We start from the raw sequence: 18,361 nt of genomic DNA, 5'->3' as shown, positions 1-18,361 counted from the left end.
TGAAGGATGTGAATACAATTTCTTCCGGAACACGGCTGGCGACCAACCGACGCCGGCCTAAAGTTATGCACTTGAGTTTATATTCCTTGGGTGGCATATTTGCATGGTCTGGGACATTGAATACACGGATGAATTCGAAGAGTGGTGGGATGGCTTGGATGCAAAGGAGCAATCGTCGGTGGCTGCCAGTGTTGATTTGCTGGGGCTGTTCGGGCCTGGGCTGCGCTTTCCCCATAGCAGCGATATCAAGGGTGCTCGGCACGGCAACCTGCGAGAGTTGCGGGTACAGCATGCAGGGCGACCTTACAGGGTGTTGTATGCCTTCGATTTTCGGCGCTGTGCAGTGTTGCTGATAGGTGGCGATAAAACCGCACAGCACCGTTGGTACCACGAGTACGTACCCTTGGCAGAGAAGCTGTACGACGTACATTTAGACTCATTGCGTAAAGAGGGCCGTGACCATGGCTAAGAAATTCGCGGAACTGAAAGCTCGCATGACACCTGAGGCGCACGCCGATGCCGAGCAGATATTTCAGCAACACTTGAAAGAAATGCCGCTGCATGAGTTGCGCAAAGCCCAGCAACTGAGCCAGGCAAGCCTGGCAAAGGCATTGAATATCAACCAGGCAGCGGTTTCGAAGATGGAGCGTCGTACTGATATGTACATCAGCACGTTGCGTGACTACATACGTGCGATGGGGGGCGAGCTGGAAATCATCGCCACTTTTCCGGATGGCCAGGTCAAAATTGACAACTTTGCCTGTTGAAGTAGCTGGGCTCTTCGCCAGATTCAGGCTATTCCAATTGTCCTGAGCGTGGCGAACGCTGGTCAGGATTCACCTTCCTTGTCGGCTCTGTTTGTTACTATCGCCATCCCTTCCGCCAGGAGTCACCGCCCCATGCAACACCAGTGGGATGAAATGCACCGCACCCGCAAACCCACGTTCGTCTTGTGTGGCGAGCCCCAGGGGGATGTGCTCAATCTCTATGTTCACGGTTATTCGGCATTCTTCAACCGTCAGCAACTGGGCAGTTTCAAGGAGCAACTGGCCGGTATCGAAGGGTCGACCAACCTGATGTTGTTCTGGCCGGCGGGGCATTTTCTGGAAAACCTGTTTGCACCGTTCAAGGACGTGCTCGCCTCGCTGCTCGGCGGTGGCGGCCTGGGCGCGGCGACGGTGGGCGTGGGCAAGGCCATTGCCTATTTTCTCGACCATTACAAAAGTGTCGAGGCACGGGTCGATGAAGTGGCCAAGACGTTATTGCCAGAGCTGGCCGGCTACCTGCACGACCAGTCGCTGCCGGTACGGCGTATCAACCTGATCGGCCACTCCCTGGGCGCGCGTATCCTGGTCAAGAGCTTGCTGGCCAGCCCCGAGATTGCTCGCGAACTGCCGCTCGATAACCTGTTGTTGATGGGCGGGGCGATTTGTACATCGAGCCCCTGGGATGATGTGTCGGCGCCGCTCAAGGGGCGGTTGATCAACTGCCACTCCAGCAAGGACTGGGCGCTGGCCATGAAACCCGATACCGAGCGTTGCATTGGCCGCTATGCGATTGACGTAACGCCCGCGCTCAAGTCCAAGGTCACCAATGTGCACCTGGCCAGCTTCGATCATGCCGCCTATTGGCCGCAGTTGAAGACGGTGGTGCAGTACACCGATTTGCTGCAGGAGCGGCGCGGCATGATCCGTGTGGACTCGCGCAGCAGTGAAGTGCGTTTTGCCGAAGCGGACGTGGACCTGTACCCGGCATTGGTGCAAGCGCGGCCGGAGGAGCTGAAGTTTCTTGCTGAACTGATGGCGCAAAAGCGCAGTGCCGCGATTGATGCCAGTGTGCGCGAGCCGTTGAAACTGGCCATTGAATTGCAGCGCATGGGCGGTGATAGCTTTATGAACCTGGCCCGTGGCCATGGCGTGGGCTATCGCCAGATTGCCGAAGATGTGGCGCAACGCCTGGGCATCAAGTTCGACCAACCACTTGAACACGTGGCGCTGGCAGAGATCGAAGGGCAGGTCGCAGAAACACTGATCGAGCAATATAAGGACAAACTCAGTCGCGCTGATCGCCAGGCGTTCGAGGCCGAGCTCAAGGCGGCTGCACAGAAAGAGCAGGGGCTGTTCAACCGTTTCGATCTGGGGCGTTCGGCCACCACCGCCTTGAGCGGCACGGCGTTGGCCGGGCTGACCGGGTTTATCCTGCGGCGTGGTGCGGCCACGGCGATTCCGGTGGTGGGCCAGGCGCTGGCTGCGGCGATGTTGCTGGTCAGCGGGGTGCGAGCGTTTTCCGGCCCGGCATATTCGATCACCACCCTGGCGGTACTGGTGATCGGCGTGATTCGCCAGCGCATGGAGCGCGAGGCGCTTAACCAGGAACTGGAGCTGGTGGTGCAAGTGGTGGAAGCGTTTGACCTGCCGCGAGACACGGTGATGCGCACGGTCGCGTCCGACTGATAAGCTGCTGCCCAAGTCTTGTGTATTTGCCTGGAATACCGCGTGAAATTCAGCCTGCCGAAAATCGCTACCGCCCCGTTCTGCCCGCCGGAAGTGGCCGGCTCTGTCGCTGTTGATCCCAAGGCCTCGTTTTTTAAACGGGTGCTGATGTTCGCTGGCCCCGGCCTGTTGATCTCCATCGGCTACATGGACCCCGGCAACTGGGCAACGGCCATTGAAGCCGGTTCACGCTACGGCTACAGCCTGTTGTTTGTGGTGCTGCTGGCCAGCCTGGCGGGGATGGCGGTGCAGTGCCTGTGTTCACGGCTGGGTATCGCAACTGGCAAGGACCTGGCGCAACTGTGCCGTGAGCGCTACAGCCAGCGCTCTGCTCGTACCCAGTGGGTGTTGGCGGAAATCTCCATCATCGCCACAGACCTTGCCGAAGTGCTCGGCTGCGCCCTGGCGTTTCACCTGTTGCTGGGCGTGTCGCTGACCACTGGTATTGTCATCACTGCTTTCGATACGCTGTTGATCCTGGCCCTGCAAAATCGTGGTTTTCGCCGCCTGGAAGCGATCATGCTGGCGCTGGTCGCCACCATCGGCGTGTGCTTTTTCATCGAACTGGTGCTGATCAAACCCTACTGGCCCGACGTGCTCAGTGGCTTCACTCCGTCACTGTCGGCTATCAGCGATGCGGCGCCGTTGTACTTGGCCATCGGTATTCTCGGCGCGACGGTCATGCCCCATAACCTCTACCTGCACACCTCCATCGTGCAGACCCGCCTGATCGGCAAGGACCTGGCGAGCAAACAGGACGCGGTCAAGCTGGCGCGTATCGACACCATCGGCTCCCTGGCCTTGGCGCTGTTGGTCAACGCCGCCATCCTGGTGCTGGCGGCTGCAGCCTTCTACAAGACCGGCCATACCGATGTGGTGGAGATCCAGGACGCCTATCACCTGCTCGATCCCTTGGTCGGCGGTGCTTTCGCCAGCATTCTGTTCGGTATCGCCTTGCTGGCTTCGGGCCAGAGTTCGACCTTTACCGGCACCATTGCCGGCCAAGTGATCATGGAGGGTTACCTCAACCTGCGCATACCCTGCTGGCAGCGCCGCCTGATTACCCGTGGGCTGGCGCTGATCCCGGCGTTTCTCGGGGTATGGCTGATGGGTGACGATGCTATCGGCAAGCTGCTGATTCTCAGCCAGGTGGTCCTGAGCCTGCAGTTGCCCTTTGCGCTGTACCCGCTGATCCGCATGACTGGCGACAAGCAATTGATGGGGCCATTCGTCAACCGGCTGCCCACGCGGCTGCTGGCGTGGTTTCTGTTCGCGGTGATCAGTGGGGCGAATGCGTGGTTGATCGGGCAGTGGTTGTTCTGAGCTAGGGTTGAGTCATGTGCTCGTTTTCTCAACACCGCCTTCGAACAGTTTGCGCTCCATCAGGGGGCGGTCACACTCACCGATCCCAATACGGCACCGTCCCAAAACACTCCACGAAATAGTCGATCACCGTGCGCACCTTCAATGAGAGCCTGCGGCTGCCCGGCCACAACGCGGCGATCTGTTGGGGCTCCAGGGTTGTCGCGACCTCATACTCACTCAACACCGCCTGCAAGGTGCCGGCGCGCAGGCTTTCGCCAATCAGCCAGGAAGGAAACACCACCAGGCCCAGGCCCTGTTCGGCGGCGTGGGTGAGGGTGTCGGCGTGGTTGCCGGTGATGGGGCCGCTGACGCTATAGGGGGTCCAATCGCCCTGGCCGCGGCGGAAGAACCAGCGCTGCTGACCGGTGATGCCTTTGTAGGCCAGGCAGTGGTGGTGGGCCAGTTCGTCGGGGTGGCGCGGCGTGCCATGCTGGGCCAGGTAGGCGGGGCTGGCTGCGATGCGAAAGCGTTGCGGCGCGAAGATGCGCGCCTGCATGCCCGAGTCATTGAGCACGCCGATACGAAACAGCAGGTCGGTGCCGTCTTGCAGCGGGTCGACGAAGGTGTCGGTCTGCTGGATATCCAGTTGCAGCTTCGGGTAGCGCCGGCACAGCCCTCCCAGCCAGGGTGAAAGGTGACGCTGGCCGAACGCCATGGGCGCGTTGATGCGCACCAGACCGCTGGGTTCGCTGTCTTGCTCCTGCAGGGCCTGGTTAGCCGTCTCCAACTGCTCGAGTAGCAAGCGTGCGTGACGGCCCAGCAGGCGGCCAGCTTCGGTGGGGCTGACGGCACGCGTATGGCGGTAGAGCAATTGCTGGCCGACGGCCTGTTCCATCAGTTGAATCTGCCGCGAAATGGAGGAGGGCGCCAGGCTTTCGCGGCGGGCCACTTCGGAAAAGCTGCCCTGGTCCAGCACGGCCACAAACAGGCGTAGCGCCTTGAAACTCAGTTCATTCAAGCCCTGCATCGTCTCTCCAGGCTGTGCGTTTTGCGCAAAGGTGTTGTCCGCATACTCCCATTTATCGCACAGCACGGCCACCGGATAATGCGCGCCATGTTTTTCCTTTCTTGATACACGGGTGATGTATGCAGGCACGTTCTACCGAAGGCCTGGCGCAGGCCAGGCCGAGCAATAACCTTCTACGGCTGCTGCTGTTGCCGTTGGTGATTCTGGCGGGCATGGGCCTGTCGGTGGAGGCCGGATTGCTCGGGCCATTGGGCGCGCAGGTCGGGCATTTGTGGGCGACGTTGAGCATCTTTGGCGTTGGCACGGCGATTCTGTTTTTACTGCTGCTGTTCAGCGGCCCGCAAAAGGGTCCAGCATTCACGCAACTGCCACGCTGGCAGCTGATCGGCGGGTTTCTGGGGCCGATGTACGTGGTGGTGTTGACCCTGGCCACACCGCACATCGGCATCGCGATGACCATGATCGCGATCCTCTCGGGCCAGGTGGGCAAGAGTGTGTTGATCGACCACTTCGGCTGGTTCGGCACGGCGCGCAAACGGGTCAATGGCGAGCGCTGGATCGCGTTGGCGTTGATTGTGGCGGCTCTGGTTCTGATTGCACGAGGTTAAGACGATGAATCTGTTTATGTTGTTGGTGGTGGTGATTGCAGCGGGGGCGGTGCTGAGTGTGCAGGCCGCTATCAATGGGCGTCTGGGCCAGACGGTGGGGGTATTGCGCAGCAGTCTGTTGACCTTCGCGGTGGGCGCGCTGACCACGACGCTGTTGATATTTTTCTTCGAGCCGGCCCAGGCCGTCAGCCTGCTGGAGGTGCCAAAGTGGCAATTGACCGGTGCCCTGTTTGGCGTGGTGTACATGATGGTGATGGTCGGCGCGGTGCCTGTGGTCGGCACAGCCGTCGCCACGGTGGCGGTGATTGTCGGGCAACTGGGCATGGGCATGCTGATCGACAACTTTGGCTGGCTGGGCAACCCGGCGATCGAGCTGTCGGGCAGCCGTATCCTCGCCATGCTATTGCTTGCCCTGGCGTTGGTGTTCATGTACCGCAGTAATAGCCGCCGGGCCGACTGACGGCGCTGAACCATGCTTGCTTGCCCAGGGTCACTGCTTAAGGTGCGGCGCTCGCCGCATCGGACGACCATGAAAAAGGAGTCTGACCATGCCAGATCAAACCTGTGCTTGCCCTCACTGCAAATGTGTATTGGGCGCTGACGCAATAATGAAAGACGGCAAGGGCTATTGCTGCCAGGGCTGTGCCGAGCACCATGCTCATGGTGAACCCTGCGCGGCGGCGACGGGTTGCGAATGCGCCAAGTCAGCCCACGGTTGACAGGATTGACCTGCAGGCCCGGCCACCCGGTGCCTGCAGGATGAGTAAAAACAGTACGCTTGCCGGCGACCAGTCTTTACCATGGTCACCCGACCCGATTGATGTGTACCCGCAATGGCCCTGGCCGCGCCCCCCGACCTCAGTGATCACGCCGTTCCCGTGCAGCCGTTGGCGCGTACCTACTCGCGTGGGTTGTACGTAGAGCCGCACAGTCACGATTGGGGCCAGTTGCTCTACGCCATGAGCGGAGTGATGTGGGTCGAGACGCCCCGCGAAGCCCTGGTAGTGCCGCCCCAGCGTGCGGTGTGGTTGCCACCGGGGGTGGAGCACGGGATCCGCGTGGTCTCCGATTTGCAGATGCGCAATATCTACCTGCGCCCGGCGTTGGCGGCGACCCTGGACAGCCAGGTGCAGGTCATAGAAGTGGGCCGCTTGTTGCGTGAGTTGATCGTGACATTGGTGGAGCAGGGCGATCACGGCGATGCGGCCTATTACGAGGCTGTCGTAGGCCTGGCCCTGTTGGAGTTGCAACGCGCACGGCGCTCGCCTATTCGCATCGCCATGCCGGTGGCGGCTGATCGTCGGCTGATCAATGCGTGCCAGGCCGTCATGGCGTCGCCTTCCCTGGACATCCCGTTCGAGCAGCACGCCGAGGCCGCGGGCGCCAGCGTGCGCACCCTGGCGCGGTTGTTCCAGCAGCACCTGGGCATGGGGTTTGCCCAGTGGCGCCGTCAGGTGCAGTTGGCTACGGCGGCGGCGGAGTTGATCCAGGGCCATTCGGTGAGCGGCATAGCGCGCACCCTGGGCTATTCGCCCAGTAGCTTCAGTGACATGTTCCGACGTGAACTGGGAGTATCGCCGTCGCAGTACAGGGGTTGGCCGAAATCCTGAAGCACTTGGCCGATACCCACGGTAGACGCGCCCTAGACTGAGCCCATCAATCAACCGGGCGCAGCGTTCATGAGCTATTTGATTTCCTTGGCCATCGGCCTGTTTGTCGGCGTGATCTACGGCGCGCTGGACTTCCGCTCGCCTGCACCGCCCGCTATCGCACTGGTCGGCCTGATGGGCATGCTGCTCGGCGAAAAGCTCTGGCCCATGGCGCGGCAGTTGGTCAGTGGTTGGTTGTCCTGATCCCTTTTTCCTTCCACGGATGCCCTCTATGAACGCACTGCAATTTGCCGCCACCGGCGACCTCGCCCACCTGCGCCTGCTGGAGGTGCCCATGCCGGTACCGTCTGCCGGCGAAGTGCTGGTCAAGGTCAACGCGGCGGGCCTGAACCCCAGCGACGTCAAAAACGTGCTTGGCCGTTTCCCCTACACCACGCTGCCACGCATCCCTGGGCGTGACTTCGCAGGCGTGGTGGTGGAAGGCCCGCAGGCATTGCTCGGCCAGGAGGTCTGGGGCACCGGTCGTGACCTGGGTTTTTTCGCTGACGGTTCCCATGCCCAATACCTACGCGTGTCAGCCAAGGGCATGGCGTACAAACCTACGCACTTGAGCTTTGCCCAGGCGGCCAGCCTCGGTGTGCCCTATACCACCGCCTGGGATGCCCTGGAGCGCAGCGGCGTTGGCAAGGGCACGCGCTTGCTGGTGATCGGCGCCAACGGCGCGGTCGGCAGTGCGGCGTTGGCGCTGGCGAAGATACGCGGTGCGCAGGTATTGGCGGCCGTGCGCAAGGCCGATCAGCTCGAGATGTTGCAGGCCCAAGGGCTGGAGGCGATTGCCTTGGGCAAGCCGGAGGAATTGGGCGCGCAAGTGCAGGCCGTGTTCAAGGGCGGCGCCGACGTGATCTTTGACACTACCGGTTTCTGGCTGCCTGCCGCGGTGGCGGGGCTGGCACCGTTCGGCCGCATCGCCATCATCGCCGCACCGGTTGACGGCCATGTGCAGTTACCGGCCCTGGCGCTGTACCGTAAGGGCGGGTCGGTGGTGGGGATCAACTCTTTGCTCTATAGCTGCGAACAATGCGCGGTGATGCTGGAGGCGTTTGGGCGCTTCTTTGATGAAGGCCTGTTGCCGCTGCCTACAGGGTTGCGTGAAGTGGCGTTGGCGGAGGGTGTTCAGTGCTATGCAGAAGTGAACAACGGCAGCCCAGACAAAATCATCTTCCTGCCGTGATGGATAGAAATGTGGGAGCGGGCTTGCTCCCGCTCGACAGCGCAGCTGGAGCCGGCTTTTTTGGGGGCGCTACGCACCCCAGCGCAAGCAAGCTTGCTCGCCACAGCAAGCCCGCTCCCACAGTGTTGATCTTTATTCGGCTTCGGGAACGCCTTTTTCCCACGCCGACCAGTTCTTCACAATCGCTTGGACCAACGGGTTGCCCGTGCGGTACAGGTTTTCCAGCGCCGGTACAAACCCACCCTGGTCCGCATACTTGAGCAGGTTGTCCACTTCGCTGTAGCCAGGGTAAGGCCGGTCAAAGTCGGAACCTGCGCGCACCACGGCCAGGCGCTGGATATCCACCAAGCCTTCGCGGCTGGCGCGCAGCAGCGCTTCGTAGGTGGAGTTGTCTTCCTGTTGGGTGGTGCAGTATTCGCCTTTGTTGTCGGTGAGCAACTTGGTCCAGACTTCGGCACGTTCGCTCAACCGGGTACCGGAAAACCAGGTGTTGCCCGCCAGGGTGTCGCAGCGGGTGACTTGCGGCGGCTGGTTGGCCGGGGCGGCGGGGTAGTGTTTGCGCCAGGCGGCGGACTCTGTGCTTTCTGTCAGCTCCACCTTGTGCGACAAGGCAAACGCCTTGGCTTGCAGCTTTTGGTTGAGCTCAAACACTTCGGTCTTGTAGTCCAACGGTGGTTTTTCGTTGGGCCCCTTGGTGTTGATCCCGATATAGCCCGTCGGCCAGTCCTTGGGTGCATCCCGTGAATCTAGCTCCCACTGCGTGCCGAACTCCACCAGGTAATGAGCCCAGGCGGCGGTGCCGATGGTGCCGTGCTTGGGGCTGATACCGGCGATTCCGGCGATCAGGAAGTAACTCTGGCGCAGGTCGAACTTGGGCGACAAGGCCAGGGCCAGGGTAGACGCGGCAGCGTTGGTCTGGCCCATGCCGGTTACCAGCAGGCACACGTCTTGGGTGTTGCAGCGAATCACGGGATATTCGGCGGACAAGCCCGGAACGCGTACCTCTTGTTTAAGTTCGAGGCGGTCGATCCAGGTTTGCGCCTCGGGGGCGAACATGGTGATCAGCATCACCTTGGGTTTGATCGGTGGCGGGTTATCCGCCAGCACCACGTGAGGCAATAGGGCCAGGCCGACGGCCAGCGAGACACGGGTCAATGCGTTCATCTAAAGCTCCTTGATCAGAATTGATAGCCCACGCCAGCGTAGTAACCCCAGCCGTCTGAGCGTGCGCGGAAGTTGCCTTCGCCGAAATTCAACTCGCTGCCATCCTCCCAGTTGCCGCCGTTGTGAAAGTAACGGCCGACCAGGGTAAAGCGCAGGTGGGTAAACGAGTACAGCAATACGTTGGTGGCCACCAGGGAGTTGGCGGTGCGCGCCGGGTTGTCCTTGTGCAGGTCCGAGCCGAAATCGTAGTTGGTGAAACCGATGTAGGTCAGCGAGGCGCCGTTGTCGAACTTGCCGATGGGCACGATGTACTTCATCTGCGCTCGGTAGCCGTCCCAGGAGTACTCATTGCTGGCACCGTAGTTTTCCCACTGGTAGCGCCCGTAGAAATTGGCCGACAGGTTGACTCGCGAGTGGGTGTCGATATCGGTGCCCAGGCCGCTGTACAGGGTGTTGGCGCGGTTTTCCTTGCGGCTGCCGTGGTCGTAGATCCAGTCAAAGGCCACATACCATTCCTTGAATGGGCCAATTGCCAGGCTGCGTCCTGCGAGGTAGTCGATGGAGATCCGCGGTTCATGCTCCATGAACACCGGCGAGCCATGGTCCCACACACCTTTGTCATTACTGTTACCGATGGTGAGGATCTTCGGCACATCGATATAGCCGTACAACTCAAAGGGGCCCTTGCGCCCGAAGTACTCGTATTCCAGGTAGACGTCATCTTGAGGCTTGGGGCCGAAACTGATGTCTTTGCTGCCAATCAGCGTGAGGTCCTGGTTAAACCACTCGGACAGATACACGCCTTTTTTCGCCGGGGGGTTGGCTTCAGGGCTGAGGGTTTCGCCCTGTGCTGAGTCATCCACGGGCTTTTCCTGCGCCAAAATGGGTGCACTGAGTACTCCCGTAACGGCAGCCAGTAGCAACGAAACGCCAAGACCAGCACGAGGCTTTGAGGTGGGGTGCATTGAAAGTCCTTATTCTTACGCGGTTTAAACCCGATTAGACGGGGAGGAGTGAACTTGGCGGTCAAGTTCGTTCCGCAAACGTTTGCACAGGTTGTACCAACTTGGGTCAATGGCTTGAACTATCTAGAAAAAAGAGCAATTAGCCGACGCTTTGGTCAGGAAAACAGTGGGATTTCTGTCATCCTGATGCGTCACCCCTGTGGAGGAATCTGATGTTCGAACACTACCTGCGTGCCTGGGAGCTGAGTGCCGATGGAGAGCCTATCGTCACACCCGGCAGCCACCTGTTGCCGGTCCGCTGGAAGGGCGTGCCGGCGATGTTGAAAATTGCTCATACCCCTGAGGAAAAACTCGGCGGCCGCCTGCTGAGTTGGTGGGCCGGTGACGGTGCGGCACGGGTGTTCGCCCATGACCACACTGCAGTGTTAATGGAACGCGCCACGGGCCCAGGTTCCTTGATGCGCATGGCCCTCAATGGTCAGGACGACGAAGCCAGCCAGATCGCCTGCGCAACCCTGGCCCGGCCGCATGCGCCTCGTGTGTCGCCGCCCGAAGGGTTGGTTGGGCTGGATGAGTGGTTCAGATCCTTGTGGCACGCCGCCGAACAGGAGGGCGGTGCCTTACGCGACTGCGCGGCGACGGCCCGGACATTGCTGGCTGCGCAACAGGAGGTTGTGGTACTGCACGGTGATTGCCATCACGACAATATCCTCGACTTTGGCCCTCGTGGCTGGCTGGCGATTGATCCAAAGCGGGTGATGGGCGAGCGCGGTTACGATTACGCTAATCTGATCTGCAATCCGGACTTGCCGACCAGTAGCGATCCACTGCGTTTCAGCCGCCAGGTTGGGGTTATCGCCCTGGCGGCCGGCCTCTCACGTCCGCGTTTGTTGCAATGGGTGGTGGCTCATGCCGGGTTGTCTGCCGCCTGGTTTCTGGAAGACCAGGAGCGCGAGCGTGCCATGATTGAGTTGCAGGTTGCCCGTCTGGCACAGCAGGCACTGGCTCAAGGGGCGGGCGAGTAAGGCGGCGGGTGATGGGTAACCGGGGTGAATAATTGAAGTGCGGCCTGCCGCCGGTACTCACTCGGCGTCTGGTGCATTTCGATACGAAAGTGGCGATTGAAATTCGACAGGTTGGCGTAGCCCACCTCAAAGCAGATGTCCGCCACTGACATCTGGCTGTGCAACAGCAAGCGGCAGGCACGCTGCACGCGGAACTTGCGCATCAGGTCGATAAAGCCGTGGCCGGTGTTGCGCTTGAAAAACCGCGAAAAGCCGGGTTCGCTCATGTCCAGTTGCCGGGCGATGTCCGACAGGCGTACATCGCCGGTCAGTTCCCGCATCAGGTAGTCAAGCGCCTTGTTGATACGTTCGGCGCTGCGCGCATCCAGCGTCGGTGCATAGCACGGGCTGGCCAGGGTATTGGCCTGTGCAGGCGGTGCGTTCTTCAGGGTGTCGAGCAATTGCAGGAACAGGGCCAGGCGTTGCAGCCCATGGGCGCAGCCGATGGCCTCCATCAGCCGTGCCGCGCTCGTTGCGGTCTCGCCGGTGAATTCGATGCCCCGTCGCGCCCGTGCAAACAGTGACTGTAAATCACCGAGCTCAGGCAGGGTGGTGCGCAGAGCGAGCAGGGCGGCGCCGTCGAATTGCAGCACCACATCACGCCCGTGCAGGTATTCGCCCGGGGCCAGGTCACCGATCCAGTCGTGGGGCAGGCCAGGGCCGATCAGCGCGACGTGCCCGGCGCTGAATGCACCGATATAGTCGCCCGCCACCAGCTTGCCGCTGCCTTGGCGGATCAGGTGGATTTCGAATTCAGGGTGGTGGTTCCAGCGTGCCAGTTCATAGGGATAGTCATGTTCGAACCAGCGAAAACCATGTTCCGGTTCGGTCAGGATCACCTCAAGCTCGGCAGGGCGATGCTCGAACAGGGTGGCGGGGCTGACGGGCATGGTGCTGCCTCTTGTGGCGGTGCAATTTTCCCAAAATACCCGCACTGGCAATCGCTGCGCTAGCCCTGGTTTCGCCTGAGGCTGATACTTTTTTGATCCTGTGCCTCAGGTTAAAAAAGTATCAGCCTCGCATTCGCCAGCCGTTTGTGAGGCGGCAGGTCAAGCTGCTGTAATCGAGGCTCCACAACAAAGGTCGGCAAGCTGTTCTCGGCGGTGTTCACCGGCTACCGGCAATAACCTTTACAGGACCCCCCATGAAACGACTCGAAGGCAAAAGCGCGCTGATCACTGGATCGGCGCGAGGCATTGGCCGTGCGTTCGCCCAGGCCTACATCGCTGAAGGCGCCACCGTGGCCATCGCCGACATCAACCTGCAGCAGGCCCAGGCCACCGCCGCCGAACTGGGGCCCAAGGCTTACGCGGTGTCGATGGATGTCACCGACCAAGCCTCCATCGACGCGGCGATCGCCACGGTGGTGAGCCACGCCGGCAAGCTCGATATCCTGATCAACAACGCCGCACTGTTCGACCTGGCGCCCATCGTCGACATCACCCGCGACAGCTTTGAACGACTGTTCTCGATCAACGTCGCCGGCACCCTGTTCACCCTGCAGGCCGCAGCCCGACAGATGATCAACCAAGGGCATGGCGGCAAGATCATCAACATGGCCAGCCAGGCCGGGCGGCGGGGCGAGCCGTTGGTGGCGGTCTATTGCGCGACCAAGGCGGCGGTGATCAGCCTGACGCAATCGGCGGGCTTGAACCTGATCAAGCAGGGCATCAACGTCAATGCCATCGCCCCCGGTGTGGTGGACGGCGAGCATTGGGATGGGGTGGATGCGCTGTTCGCCAGGCATGAAGGGCTGGCGCCTGGCGAGAAGAAAAAGCGCGTAGGGGATGAGGTGCCGTTTGGGCGGATGGGCACAGCTGAAGACCTGGCTGGCATGGCGATCTTCCTGGCGTCGACGGACGCCGACTATGTGGTGGCCCAGACCTATAACGTTGATGGCGGCAATTGGCTGAACTAGCAGTTAACGCTGACCCAACTGTGGGAGCTGGCTTGCCTGCGATAGCGTTGGTGGATTCACTCCCGTCATTGCAGGCGAGCCAGCTCCCACCTTTGAACTTCAGCGTGCTTGAGAATAGGGTAAGTCAGCAACGCATCGATCCCCGCAGTAAACTGTCCCATACTTCAAGATTTCTACGCTCGCCCGGAGGCGGTCGTACGTGCAGACCACCCGAGAACGACCATGAGCCTTTCGAAAGCCGCCATCGCTTCATTTGACGTCGACGCCCAGAAGAGCTTCACGCCCTTGTGTCCCAACGAGTTGCCAGTGGCCGGTGGCGACGGCATTGGTGCCGAACTCAATTACATGGCCAGTCTCGCCGGCCACCGCATCGGCAGCAAGGACGCCCACACCCCCCACGCACCCTGGGTGGTTGCGCAGCACAGCGAGATGCTGCAACCCACCGGCCTGGCCCATGCCGATGTGACCTGGGTCAGCCACTGCGTGCCGGGTACCGAAGGGTTCACCCTGCTCGATGAATTGCCCACGCCCTATGACTACGACTACTTCATCTGGAAAGGTGTCGAGCCCGACCTGCACCCCTACGGCGCCTGTTACCACGACCTGCACGACAAACTGTCCACCGGCGTCATCGAGTACCTCAAGGCCCACGGCGTGGCCCGCGTGATTGTGGGCGGGCTGGCGCTGGACTATTGCGTCAAGACCACCGCGTTGCAATTGCTCAAAGCCGGATTGCAAGTGGTCCTGCATTTGCCGGCGTGCCGCAGCATCAGCGAGGACGGGGGTGTACAGGCGGTGAATGAGTTGCTTAAGGCGGGTGCTGGCATTAGCAGCACCCGCGAAGAGCTGGCCGTGTTAGCCGCGCGTTAAGGAGACACGCCATGGAAAGTGCGCCCTGTGACGCTCCGCGTCACGATTGCGCTGGGCTCAAGCCTCAACGCTCAATCGACCGACCTCACCGCGCATTCCACTCCGGTCGCGCCTGGTTAACCTGGTCCCAATCAATCGAAATCGCTGTCTGCAAGTAACCCTGCATGGCTTTCACCTGCGCACGGGTCTTGTCGGTAGTGGGTGTTGTCGGGCTCTGGTCACCTTCTGTCGACTGGATTGGTAAGAGAATAACGCTGCATTACATAATTAAAAATGAACAGGGAGAGTCCCCCAAACTGACCTTGAAAATTGAAGCGTAATTGTAATGGCTTGCGTTTGAAAACACGTGGGCTCGCACTCAGCGAAATGTCTGGCTCCCATTAACTGCAACCAGGCAAAGCCATCGGCTCACATTGGCTGAAAATGCAAGCGCCCGAATAGAAATTATGTACGTTAGGCGGATCAGCATGTCAACTTAAGCCCTTGTACAAAATGGCCTCTCTAAAAGAATCTAGGTACTGAAAATGCCTGAAATTTTTCTTCGGGCACTTAATGTGATCCAGAAACGAGTGATGTAGTCGGGCCAAGCGGCCGATGTTGTCGAGCCGCTAGACTTATTAGCTGAAGCCGGAAGATGTGTTAACTAGTTGTGTCTTCCCGAGCCTTGATCAAGGCGCTGATCAATTAAAACTTTTACTTGATCTGCGGTTGCGTTAAGGAGAGTAATAGCGTTCCCGTTAATGTCAAAGCCCTGAAATGAATTCGCTTGATAGGCAGGATCATGTTGGCGAATGATAAAACCTCTATATGCAGTATCTGCTGGATAACCCATGATAAATTCTCTCTCGATTTGTGAGTAATGTTTTTATCTTGCAGCTTTAAGTTACAAGCTAATATCGAGCCACGTCTACTGTCATAGTTGACAGGTATTTGGGGTTGTAAGCCCAAGTCCCAGATTTTTCCGGCAGCGCGCCAAACTCAGTAATCGCGGGGCTGCCGGAAAAAAGTGACTTGCGACACCGCTTGCCAAACGCGAAAACGGCAACTTTTCAGGGGTGAAGCCGTCGTCAAGCAACATTACATGCATCTGCGGGTTGGCCTTGTTGGCCTGGACTTTGGCGAGGATGGCCGATCACCCAAGTAGCAGCATTCCCGCGGCTTGTCGGCGACTGGCCGAGACGATGGCCGCTTATCGGTTTCTTGATGATGAAAAGTCATGTTCCAAAAAGTGCTTCAGCCCAATCAGGACGCGACTCTTGAGAGAATGTAAAGCAGTCCCGTGGTGCTGTTGATTCAAGACGCAACCGAGATGGATAAATGGGTAAATCTTGGGCCAAAGGGATGGGGCCGAGCCGCTTGCCGATGGTGGTGGAGTTGCTCAAGCACGAATCAGCAGCCACCGCCCTGCGTTGCGCAGGTCCTCGCAGGCGTTTGGGGGTAGGGATTCGACAACCACTAATGTTCACGGAAAAATCTCTGTGTTGCAGCCTTGCAAGTCGGTAAATGTTGACTAATATGATCCGGGTAAAACAAATAAAATCCGGGTAATAAAAAATGCCTACGCAAATTTTCCCACTCTGCACGGCTTTCGCAGTTCATCAGCGCATTGCTGCCGGTACTTACCCCGCAGTCGCCGAGGCACTTGCCGAACAAGCGTTGCCCGCCGGTAGCTTCCTGGTCTTCGATGATGCCACCGGCAGGCAGGTCGACTACCCGTGGCCGGCGGGCTATGCGCCGCAGCAACCTGCCCAGGCCCACATCGAGGATGAGCCGCCCGCCACGCCCTCGGTGGGCCGCCCGAAGTTGGGCGTGGTCGCCCGCGAAGTCACCTTGTTGCCACGTCATTGGGAGTGGCTCGGCCAGCAGCGCGGTGGTGCCTCGGCCGCCTTACGCCGGTTAGTGGATGAGGCGCGTACCGGCCAGGCCGGCGCCGATAAGGCACGCCAGGCCAAGGAAGCCAGCTACCGCTTCATGAGCGCCATCGGCGGTAACCTGCCGGGTTTTGAAGACGCCTCGCGAGCGTTGTTTGCGCAAGACCAGGCCGACTTTTCCAGCAAGATCGCGCACTGGCCGCCGGACGTGAGGAGCTACCTGGCCTGGTTGTCGCGCAATGCCTTCTGTAGCTAAACATACCGGAACTCGACCCCTTATGGACGTTACCCAGCAACGCCCGCTGTGGCAAATCTATCTGTTGTTCCTGGCACCGATGGTGCTGTCCAATTTCCTGCAAAGCTTTTCAGGCACCCTCAACGGCATTTACGTTGGCCAGATGCTGGGCACCCTGGCATTGGCCGCGGTGTCGGGGATGTTTCCCATCGTGTTTTTCTTTATCGCCCTGGTGATCGGCCTGGGGGCGGGCGCCTCGGTGTTGATCGGCCAGGCATGGGGCGCCCAGGAGACCGGGATGGTCAAGGTGATTACCGGTGCCACCCTGACCCTGGGCGCGTTGGTGGGCCTGGTGGCCGCCGTGCTGGGCAGCCTGTTTGCGCGCCCGGCATTGCAGGCGTTGGGCACGCCGGTGGATGTGCTCGACGATGCCGTGGGCTACGCCCAGATGATGATGTTGATCATGCCGTTGCTGCTGGTGTTCATCCTCTATACCCAACTGTTGCGTGGGGTCAGCGACACGATTTCGCCGTTGCTGGCATTGATGGTCTCGACCCTGGTGGGCTTGCTGCTGACGCCTGCGCTGATTCGCGGCTGGATCGGCCTGCCGCCCATGGGCATCCAGAGTGCGGTGTATGCGGGGCTGGTAGGTAACGCTTTGGCGATGCTGTTTCTGGTCCTGCGCCTGCGCCACAAAAAACACGTGATGGCACCAGACCGCGAGTTGCTTGCCGCCTTGCGCCTGGACCGCGTCATCCTCGGCAAAGTCCTGCGCATCGGCCTGCCGACGGGCTTGCAGATGGTGGTGCTCTCGCTGTCGGAGCTGGTCATCCTGGCCCTGGTCAACGGCCACGGTTCCCAGGCCACGGCGGCCTATGGCGCGGTGACGCAGATCGTCAACTATGTGCAGTTCCCGGCGCTGTCGATTGCCATCACCGCCTCGATCCTCGGCGCCCAGGCGATTGGCGCCGGGCGCCTGGAGCGTATCGGGCCGATCCTGCGCACGGGGCTTGTGATCAACCTGTGCCTCACCGGTGGCTTGATCGTGCTCGGCTATGGGCTGTCCCACTGGTTGCTGGGCCTGTTCATCACCGACGACAGCGCACGGGTACGGGCCGAACACCTGCTGCACATCATGCTCTGGAGCATTCTGGTATTCGGCTTCCAGGCGGTGATCGGCGGCATCATGCGCGCCAGCGGCGTGGTGCTCATGCCGGTGGCGATCTCGATCTTCTGCGTGCTTGGCGTGGAACTGCCAATGGCCTATCTGTTCAACGCCCACTTCGGATTGGAAGGAGTGTGGATGGCATTTCCGGTGACCTACCTGGCGATGCTGGTGTTGCAGATCGCCTATTACCGCCTGGTGTGGCGGCATAAGCAGATCAAACGGTTGGTGTGAGGCTCAGCCCCTGCAGGAGCAGCTCCAGGCCTTGCAAGCCTTCCTCCAGTCGTGTGCCCGGGTGTTCATCCCGGGCAATCCACAACGCGGTATTGACCAGGCTGCCGTTGATCAACTGCGCCAGTGCGTGACTGGGTGCCGTAGGCATCAGGCCCGCTTGCATCAGGGCCTCCAGCAATTGACGCAAGGACTCCACGCAGTGTTGTTGGGAGCCGGTGTCGCCCAGTACCGCCGGTGCATCCTGCAATACAATGCGCTGGATTTCCGGGTCCTGGGCCATGCGCAGATAGGCCCGGCAGCGCTCGCAAAAACCACTCCAAGGCTCTACGGCCTGCTCCGAGATGCGTTGCAAGCGCGCGTCCATCTCGCTGTCGAGTTGAGCGACCACCGCCGCCAGCAGCCCTTTTTTGTCACCAAAGTGGTGATACAGCGCACCGCGCGTCAGGCCGGCGCGGGCAGTGAAGTCATCCATCGAGGTATTGGCATAGCCTTGGGTGGCGAAGGCCCGGCGCGCGCTCGCTATCAGGCGGGCGCGGGTGTCTTCGATCATTTCAGCTCGGGCTCGGCTCATGGGCGTCTCTTGGCTAAGTGATTGACATACG

20 protein-coding genes and 2 pseudogenes are annotated in these 18,361 nt (G+C 60.3%); 16 read left to right on the top strand and 6 right to left on the bottom strand.

All coding sequences use genetic code 11. The annotated features are described in order from the left end of the window. Positions 1 to 103 precede the first annotated feature (103 nt). From ACTJLA_RS24030 to ACTJLA_RS24015, 4 genes are all read left to right on the top strand, one after another. A complete protein-coding gene (locus ACTJLA_RS24030) occupies positions 104 to 469 on the top strand; it encodes a type II toxin-antitoxin system RelE/ParE family toxin (RefSeq protein ID WP_034127312.1) in 366 nt (121 codons plus the stop codon). Continuing rightward, positions 462 to 767, top strand: coding sequence for an XRE family transcriptional regulator (locus ACTJLA_RS24025; RefSeq protein WP_057977105.1), 306 nt, complete (start codon positions 462 to 464; stop codon positions 765 to 767). Before ACTJLA_RS24030 ends, ACTJLA_RS24025 begins: the two co-directional genes overlap by 8 nt. Before the next feature lie 132 nt (positions 768 to 899). Beyond that, positions 900 to 2,453, top strand: coding sequence for a DUF726 domain-containing protein (locus ACTJLA_RS24020; RefSeq protein ID WP_054897040.1), 1,554 nt, complete (start codon positions 900 to 902; stop codon positions 2,451 to 2,453). Between the two features lie 42 nt (positions 2,454 to 2,495). After that, on the top strand, positions 2,496 to 3,815 hold the full coding sequence (locus ACTJLA_RS24015; protein WP_003191984.1) for an Nramp family divalent metal transporter: 1,320 nt from the start codon (positions 2,496 to 2,498) through the stop codon (positions 3,813 to 3,815). Between the two features lie 76 nt (positions 3,816 to 3,891). Here ACTJLA_RS24015 and ACTJLA_RS24010 read toward each other — a convergent pair whose 3' ends face one another. Further along, the gene (locus ACTJLA_RS24010) at positions 3,892 to 4,824 is read right to left on the bottom strand and encodes a LysR family transcriptional regulator (protein WP_054918678.1); all 933 of its coding nucleotides are present in this window, start codon (positions 4,822 to 4,824) and stop codon (positions 3,892 to 3,894) included. Positions 4,825 to 4,943: 119 nt separating this feature from the next. Between ACTJLA_RS24010 and ACTJLA_RS24005 the strand changes: the two genes are divergently transcribed. The 6 genes from ACTJLA_RS24005 (at position 4,944) to ACTJLA_RS23980 (ending at position 8,273) form a co-directional block, all read left to right on the top strand. Then, the gene (locus ACTJLA_RS24005) at positions 4,944 to 5,432 is read left to right on the top strand and encodes a DMT family transporter (protein WP_014718846.1); all 489 of its coding nucleotides are present in this window, start codon (positions 4,944 to 4,946) and stop codon (positions 5,430 to 5,432) included. Positions 5,433 to 5,436: 4 nt separating this feature from the next. Beyond that, complete coding sequence (locus ACTJLA_RS24000) at positions 5,437 to 5,892, top strand: DMT family transporter (RefSeq protein ID WP_314544338.1); 456 nt, start codon at positions 5,437 to 5,439, stop codon at positions 5,890 to 5,892. A gap of 88 nt (positions 5,893 to 5,980) precedes the next feature. After that, on the top strand, positions 5,981 to 6,151 hold the full coding sequence (locus ACTJLA_RS23995) for a putative metallothionein (protein WP_019816816.1): 171 nt from the start codon (positions 5,981 to 5,983) through the stop codon (positions 6,149 to 6,151). 114 nt (positions 6,152 to 6,265) lie between these two features. Further along, the gene (locus ACTJLA_RS23990) at positions 6,266 to 7,042 is read left to right on the top strand and encodes a helix-turn-helix transcriptional regulator (RefSeq protein WP_314544335.1); all 777 of its coding nucleotides are present in this window, start codon (positions 6,266 to 6,268) and stop codon (positions 7,040 to 7,042) included. A 69-nt stretch (positions 7,043 to 7,111) separates the two neighbouring features. Continuing rightward, a complete protein-coding gene (locus tag ACTJLA_RS23985) occupies positions 7,112 to 7,285 on the top strand; it encodes a DUF1427 family protein (protein ID WP_014718843.1) in 174 nt (57 codons plus the stop codon). Between the two features lie 28 nt (positions 7,286 to 7,313). Next, the gene (locus tag ACTJLA_RS23980; protein WP_314544329.1) at positions 7,314 to 8,273 is read left to right on the top strand and encodes a zinc-binding alcohol dehydrogenase family protein; all 960 of its coding nucleotides are present in this window, start codon (positions 7,314 to 7,316) and stop codon (positions 8,271 to 8,273) included. A gap of 132 nt (positions 8,274 to 8,405) precedes the next feature. On the opposite strand, the gene ACTJLA_RS23975 is transcribed toward ACTJLA_RS23980, so the two are convergent. Next, complete coding sequence (locus tag ACTJLA_RS23975; protein ID WP_034127319.1) at positions 8,406 to 9,437, bottom strand: purine-nucleoside phosphorylase; 1,032 nt, start codon at positions 9,435 to 9,437, stop codon at positions 8,406 to 8,408. A 14-nt stretch (positions 9,438 to 9,451) separates the two neighbouring features. After that, positions 9,452 to 10,402 carry a nucleoside-specific channel-forming protein Tsx gene (locus tag ACTJLA_RS23970; protein ID WP_032872109.1) on the bottom strand — a complete coding sequence of 317 codons (951 nt, stop codon included), beginning with the start codon at positions 10,400 to 10,402 and terminating at the stop codon, positions 9,452 to 9,454. A gap of 212 nt (positions 10,403 to 10,614) precedes the next feature. On the opposite strand from ACTJLA_RS23970, the gene ACTJLA_RS23965 reads away from it, so the two are divergent. Further along, complete coding sequence (locus ACTJLA_RS23965) at positions 10,615 to 11,427, top strand: aminoglycoside phosphotransferase family protein (protein WP_440842270.1); 813 nt, start codon at positions 10,615 to 10,617, stop codon at positions 11,425 to 11,427. Here ACTJLA_RS23965 and ACTJLA_RS23960 read toward each other — a convergent pair. Continuing rightward, positions 11,409 to 12,356, bottom strand: coding sequence for an AraC family transcriptional regulator (locus ACTJLA_RS23960; RefSeq protein WP_054918667.1), 948 nt, complete (start codon positions 12,354 to 12,356; stop codon positions 11,409 to 11,411). The genes ACTJLA_RS23965 and ACTJLA_RS23960 overlap by 19 nt on opposite strands. A 254-nt stretch (positions 12,357 to 12,610) precedes the next feature. Here ACTJLA_RS23960 and ACTJLA_RS23955 point away from each other — a divergent pair, with 254 nt between their 5' ends. Together ACTJLA_RS23955 and ACTJLA_RS23950 are read left to right on the top strand one after the other, a co-directional pair. Continuing rightward, on the top strand, positions 12,611 to 13,384 hold the full coding sequence (locus ACTJLA_RS23955) for an L-iditol 2-dehydrogenase (protein WP_054918665.1): 774 nt from the start codon (positions 12,611 to 12,613) through the stop codon (positions 13,382 to 13,384). 222 nt (positions 13,385 to 13,606) lie between these two features. Further along, the gene (locus tag ACTJLA_RS23950; RefSeq protein ID WP_060765234.1) at positions 13,607 to 14,254 is read left to right on the top strand and encodes an isochorismatase family protein; all 648 of its coding nucleotides are present in this window, start codon (positions 13,607 to 13,609) and stop codon (positions 14,252 to 14,254) included. Between the two features lie 85 nt (positions 14,255 to 14,339). Here the strand turns inward: ACTJLA_RS23950 and ACTJLA_RS23945 are convergent. Next, positions 14,340 to 14,465 (bottom strand): annotated as a pseudogene (locus ACTJLA_RS23945) (ABC transporter substrate-binding protein); the annotation flags it as partial. 892 nt (positions 14,466 to 15,357) lie between these two features. Between ACTJLA_RS23945 and ACTJLA_RS23940 the strand changes: the two are divergent. From ACTJLA_RS23940 to ACTJLA_RS23930, 3 genes and pseudogenes are all read left to right on the top strand, one after another. Then, a pseudogene (locus ACTJLA_RS23940) lies at positions 15,358 to 15,602 on the top strand (transposase DNA-binding-containing protein); the annotation flags it as partial. Positions 15,603 to 15,808: 206 nt separating this feature from the next. Next, on the top strand, positions 15,809 to 16,381 hold the full coding sequence (locus ACTJLA_RS23935; RefSeq protein WP_314544316.1) for a DUF2239 family protein: 573 nt from the start codon (positions 15,809 to 15,811) through the stop codon (positions 16,379 to 16,381). A 22-nt stretch (positions 16,382 to 16,403) separates the two neighbouring features. Continuing rightward, complete coding sequence (locus ACTJLA_RS23930) at positions 16,404 to 17,759, top strand: MATE family efflux transporter (RefSeq protein ID WP_314544314.1); 1,356 nt, start codon at positions 16,404 to 16,406, stop codon at positions 17,757 to 17,759. Here ACTJLA_RS23930 and ACTJLA_RS23925 read toward each other — a convergent pair. Beyond that, the gene (locus ACTJLA_RS23925; RefSeq protein WP_054918657.1) at positions 17,743 to 18,330 is read right to left on the bottom strand and encodes a TetR/AcrR family transcriptional regulator; all 588 of its coding nucleotides are present in this window, start codon (positions 18,328 to 18,330) and stop codon (positions 17,743 to 17,745) included. The two genes, ACTJLA_RS23930 and ACTJLA_RS23925, sit on opposite strands and share 17 nt — an antisense overlap. Between the last annotated feature and the right edge of the window lie 31 nt (positions 18,331 to 18,361).

This window comes from Pseudomonas sp. 22072, from assembly GCF_052046095.1.
Lineage (GTDB): Bacteria > Pseudomonadota > Gammaproteobacteria > Pseudomonadales > Pseudomonadaceae > Aquipseudomonas > Aquipseudomonas paracarnis.
The sequence above is the reverse complement of the archived record's forward strand: the minus strand, read 5'-3'. Positions and strand labels throughout refer to the sequence as shown.

Coding starts and splice junctions, on each gene's coding strand:
- ACTJLA_RS24030 (WP_034127312.1), top strand. CDS start 104: ATGGTCTGGGACATTGAATACACGGATGAATTCGAAGAGTGGTGGGAT.
- ACTJLA_RS24025 (WP_057977105.1), top strand. CDS start 462: ATGGCTAAGAAATTCGCGGAACTGAAAGCTCGCATGACACCTGAGGCG.
- ACTJLA_RS24020 (WP_054897040.1), top strand. CDS start 900: ATGCAACACCAGTGGGATGAAATGCACCGCACCCGCAAACCCACGTTC.
- ACTJLA_RS24010 (WP_054918678.1), bottom strand. CDS start 4,824: ATGCAGGGCTTGAATGAACTGAGTTTCAAGGCGCTACGCCTGTTTGTG.
- ACTJLA_RS24005 (WP_014718846.1), top strand. CDS start 4,944: ATGCAGGCACGTTCTACCGAAGGCCTGGCGCAGGCCAGGCCGAGCAAT.
- ACTJLA_RS24000 (WP_314544338.1), top strand. CDS start 5,437: ATGAATCTGTTTATGTTGTTGGTGGTGGTGATTGCAGCGGGGGCGGTG.
- ACTJLA_RS23995 (WP_019816816.1), top strand. CDS start 5,981: ATGCCAGATCAAACCTGTGCTTGCCCTCACTGCAAATGTGTATTGGGC.
- ACTJLA_RS23990 (WP_314544335.1), top strand. CDS start 6,266: ATGGCCCTGGCCGCGCCCCCCGACCTCAGTGATCACGCCGTTCCCGTG.
- ACTJLA_RS23985 (WP_014718843.1), top strand. CDS start 7,112: ATGAGCTATTTGATTTCCTTGGCCATCGGCCTGTTTGTCGGCGTGATC.
- ACTJLA_RS23980 (WP_314544329.1), top strand. CDS start 7,314: ATGAACGCACTGCAATTTGCCGCCACCGGCGACCTCGCCCACCTGCGC.
- ACTJLA_RS23975 (WP_034127319.1), bottom strand. CDS start 9,437: ATGAACGCATTGACCCGTGTCTCGCTGGCCGTCGGCCTGGCCCTATTG.
- ACTJLA_RS23970 (WP_032872109.1), bottom strand. CDS start 10,402: ATGCACCCCACCTCAAAGCCTCGTGCTGGTCTTGGCGTTTCGTTGCTA.
- ACTJLA_RS23965 (WP_440842270.1), top strand. CDS start 10,615: ATGTTCGAACACTACCTGCGTGCCTGGGAGCTGAGTGCCGATGGAGAG.
- ACTJLA_RS23960 (WP_054918667.1), bottom strand. CDS start 12,356: ATGCCCGTCAGCCCCGCCACCCTGTTCGAGCATCGCCCTGCCGAGCTT.
- ACTJLA_RS23955 (WP_054918665.1), top strand. CDS start 12,611: ATGAAACGACTCGAAGGCAAAAGCGCGCTGATCACTGGATCGGCGCGA.
- ACTJLA_RS23950 (WP_060765234.1), top strand. CDS start 13,607: ATGAGCCTTTCGAAAGCCGCCATCGCTTCATTTGACGTCGACGCCCAG.
- ACTJLA_RS23935 (WP_314544316.1), top strand. CDS start 15,809: ATGCCTACGCAAATTTTCCCACTCTGCACGGCTTTCGCAGTTCATCAG.
- ACTJLA_RS23930 (WP_314544314.1), top strand. CDS start 16,404: ATGGACGTTACCCAGCAACGCCCGCTGTGGCAAATCTATCTGTTGTTC.
- ACTJLA_RS23925 (WP_054918657.1), bottom strand. CDS start 18,330: ATGAGCCGAGCCCGAGCTGAAATGATCGAAGACACCCGCGCCCGCCTG.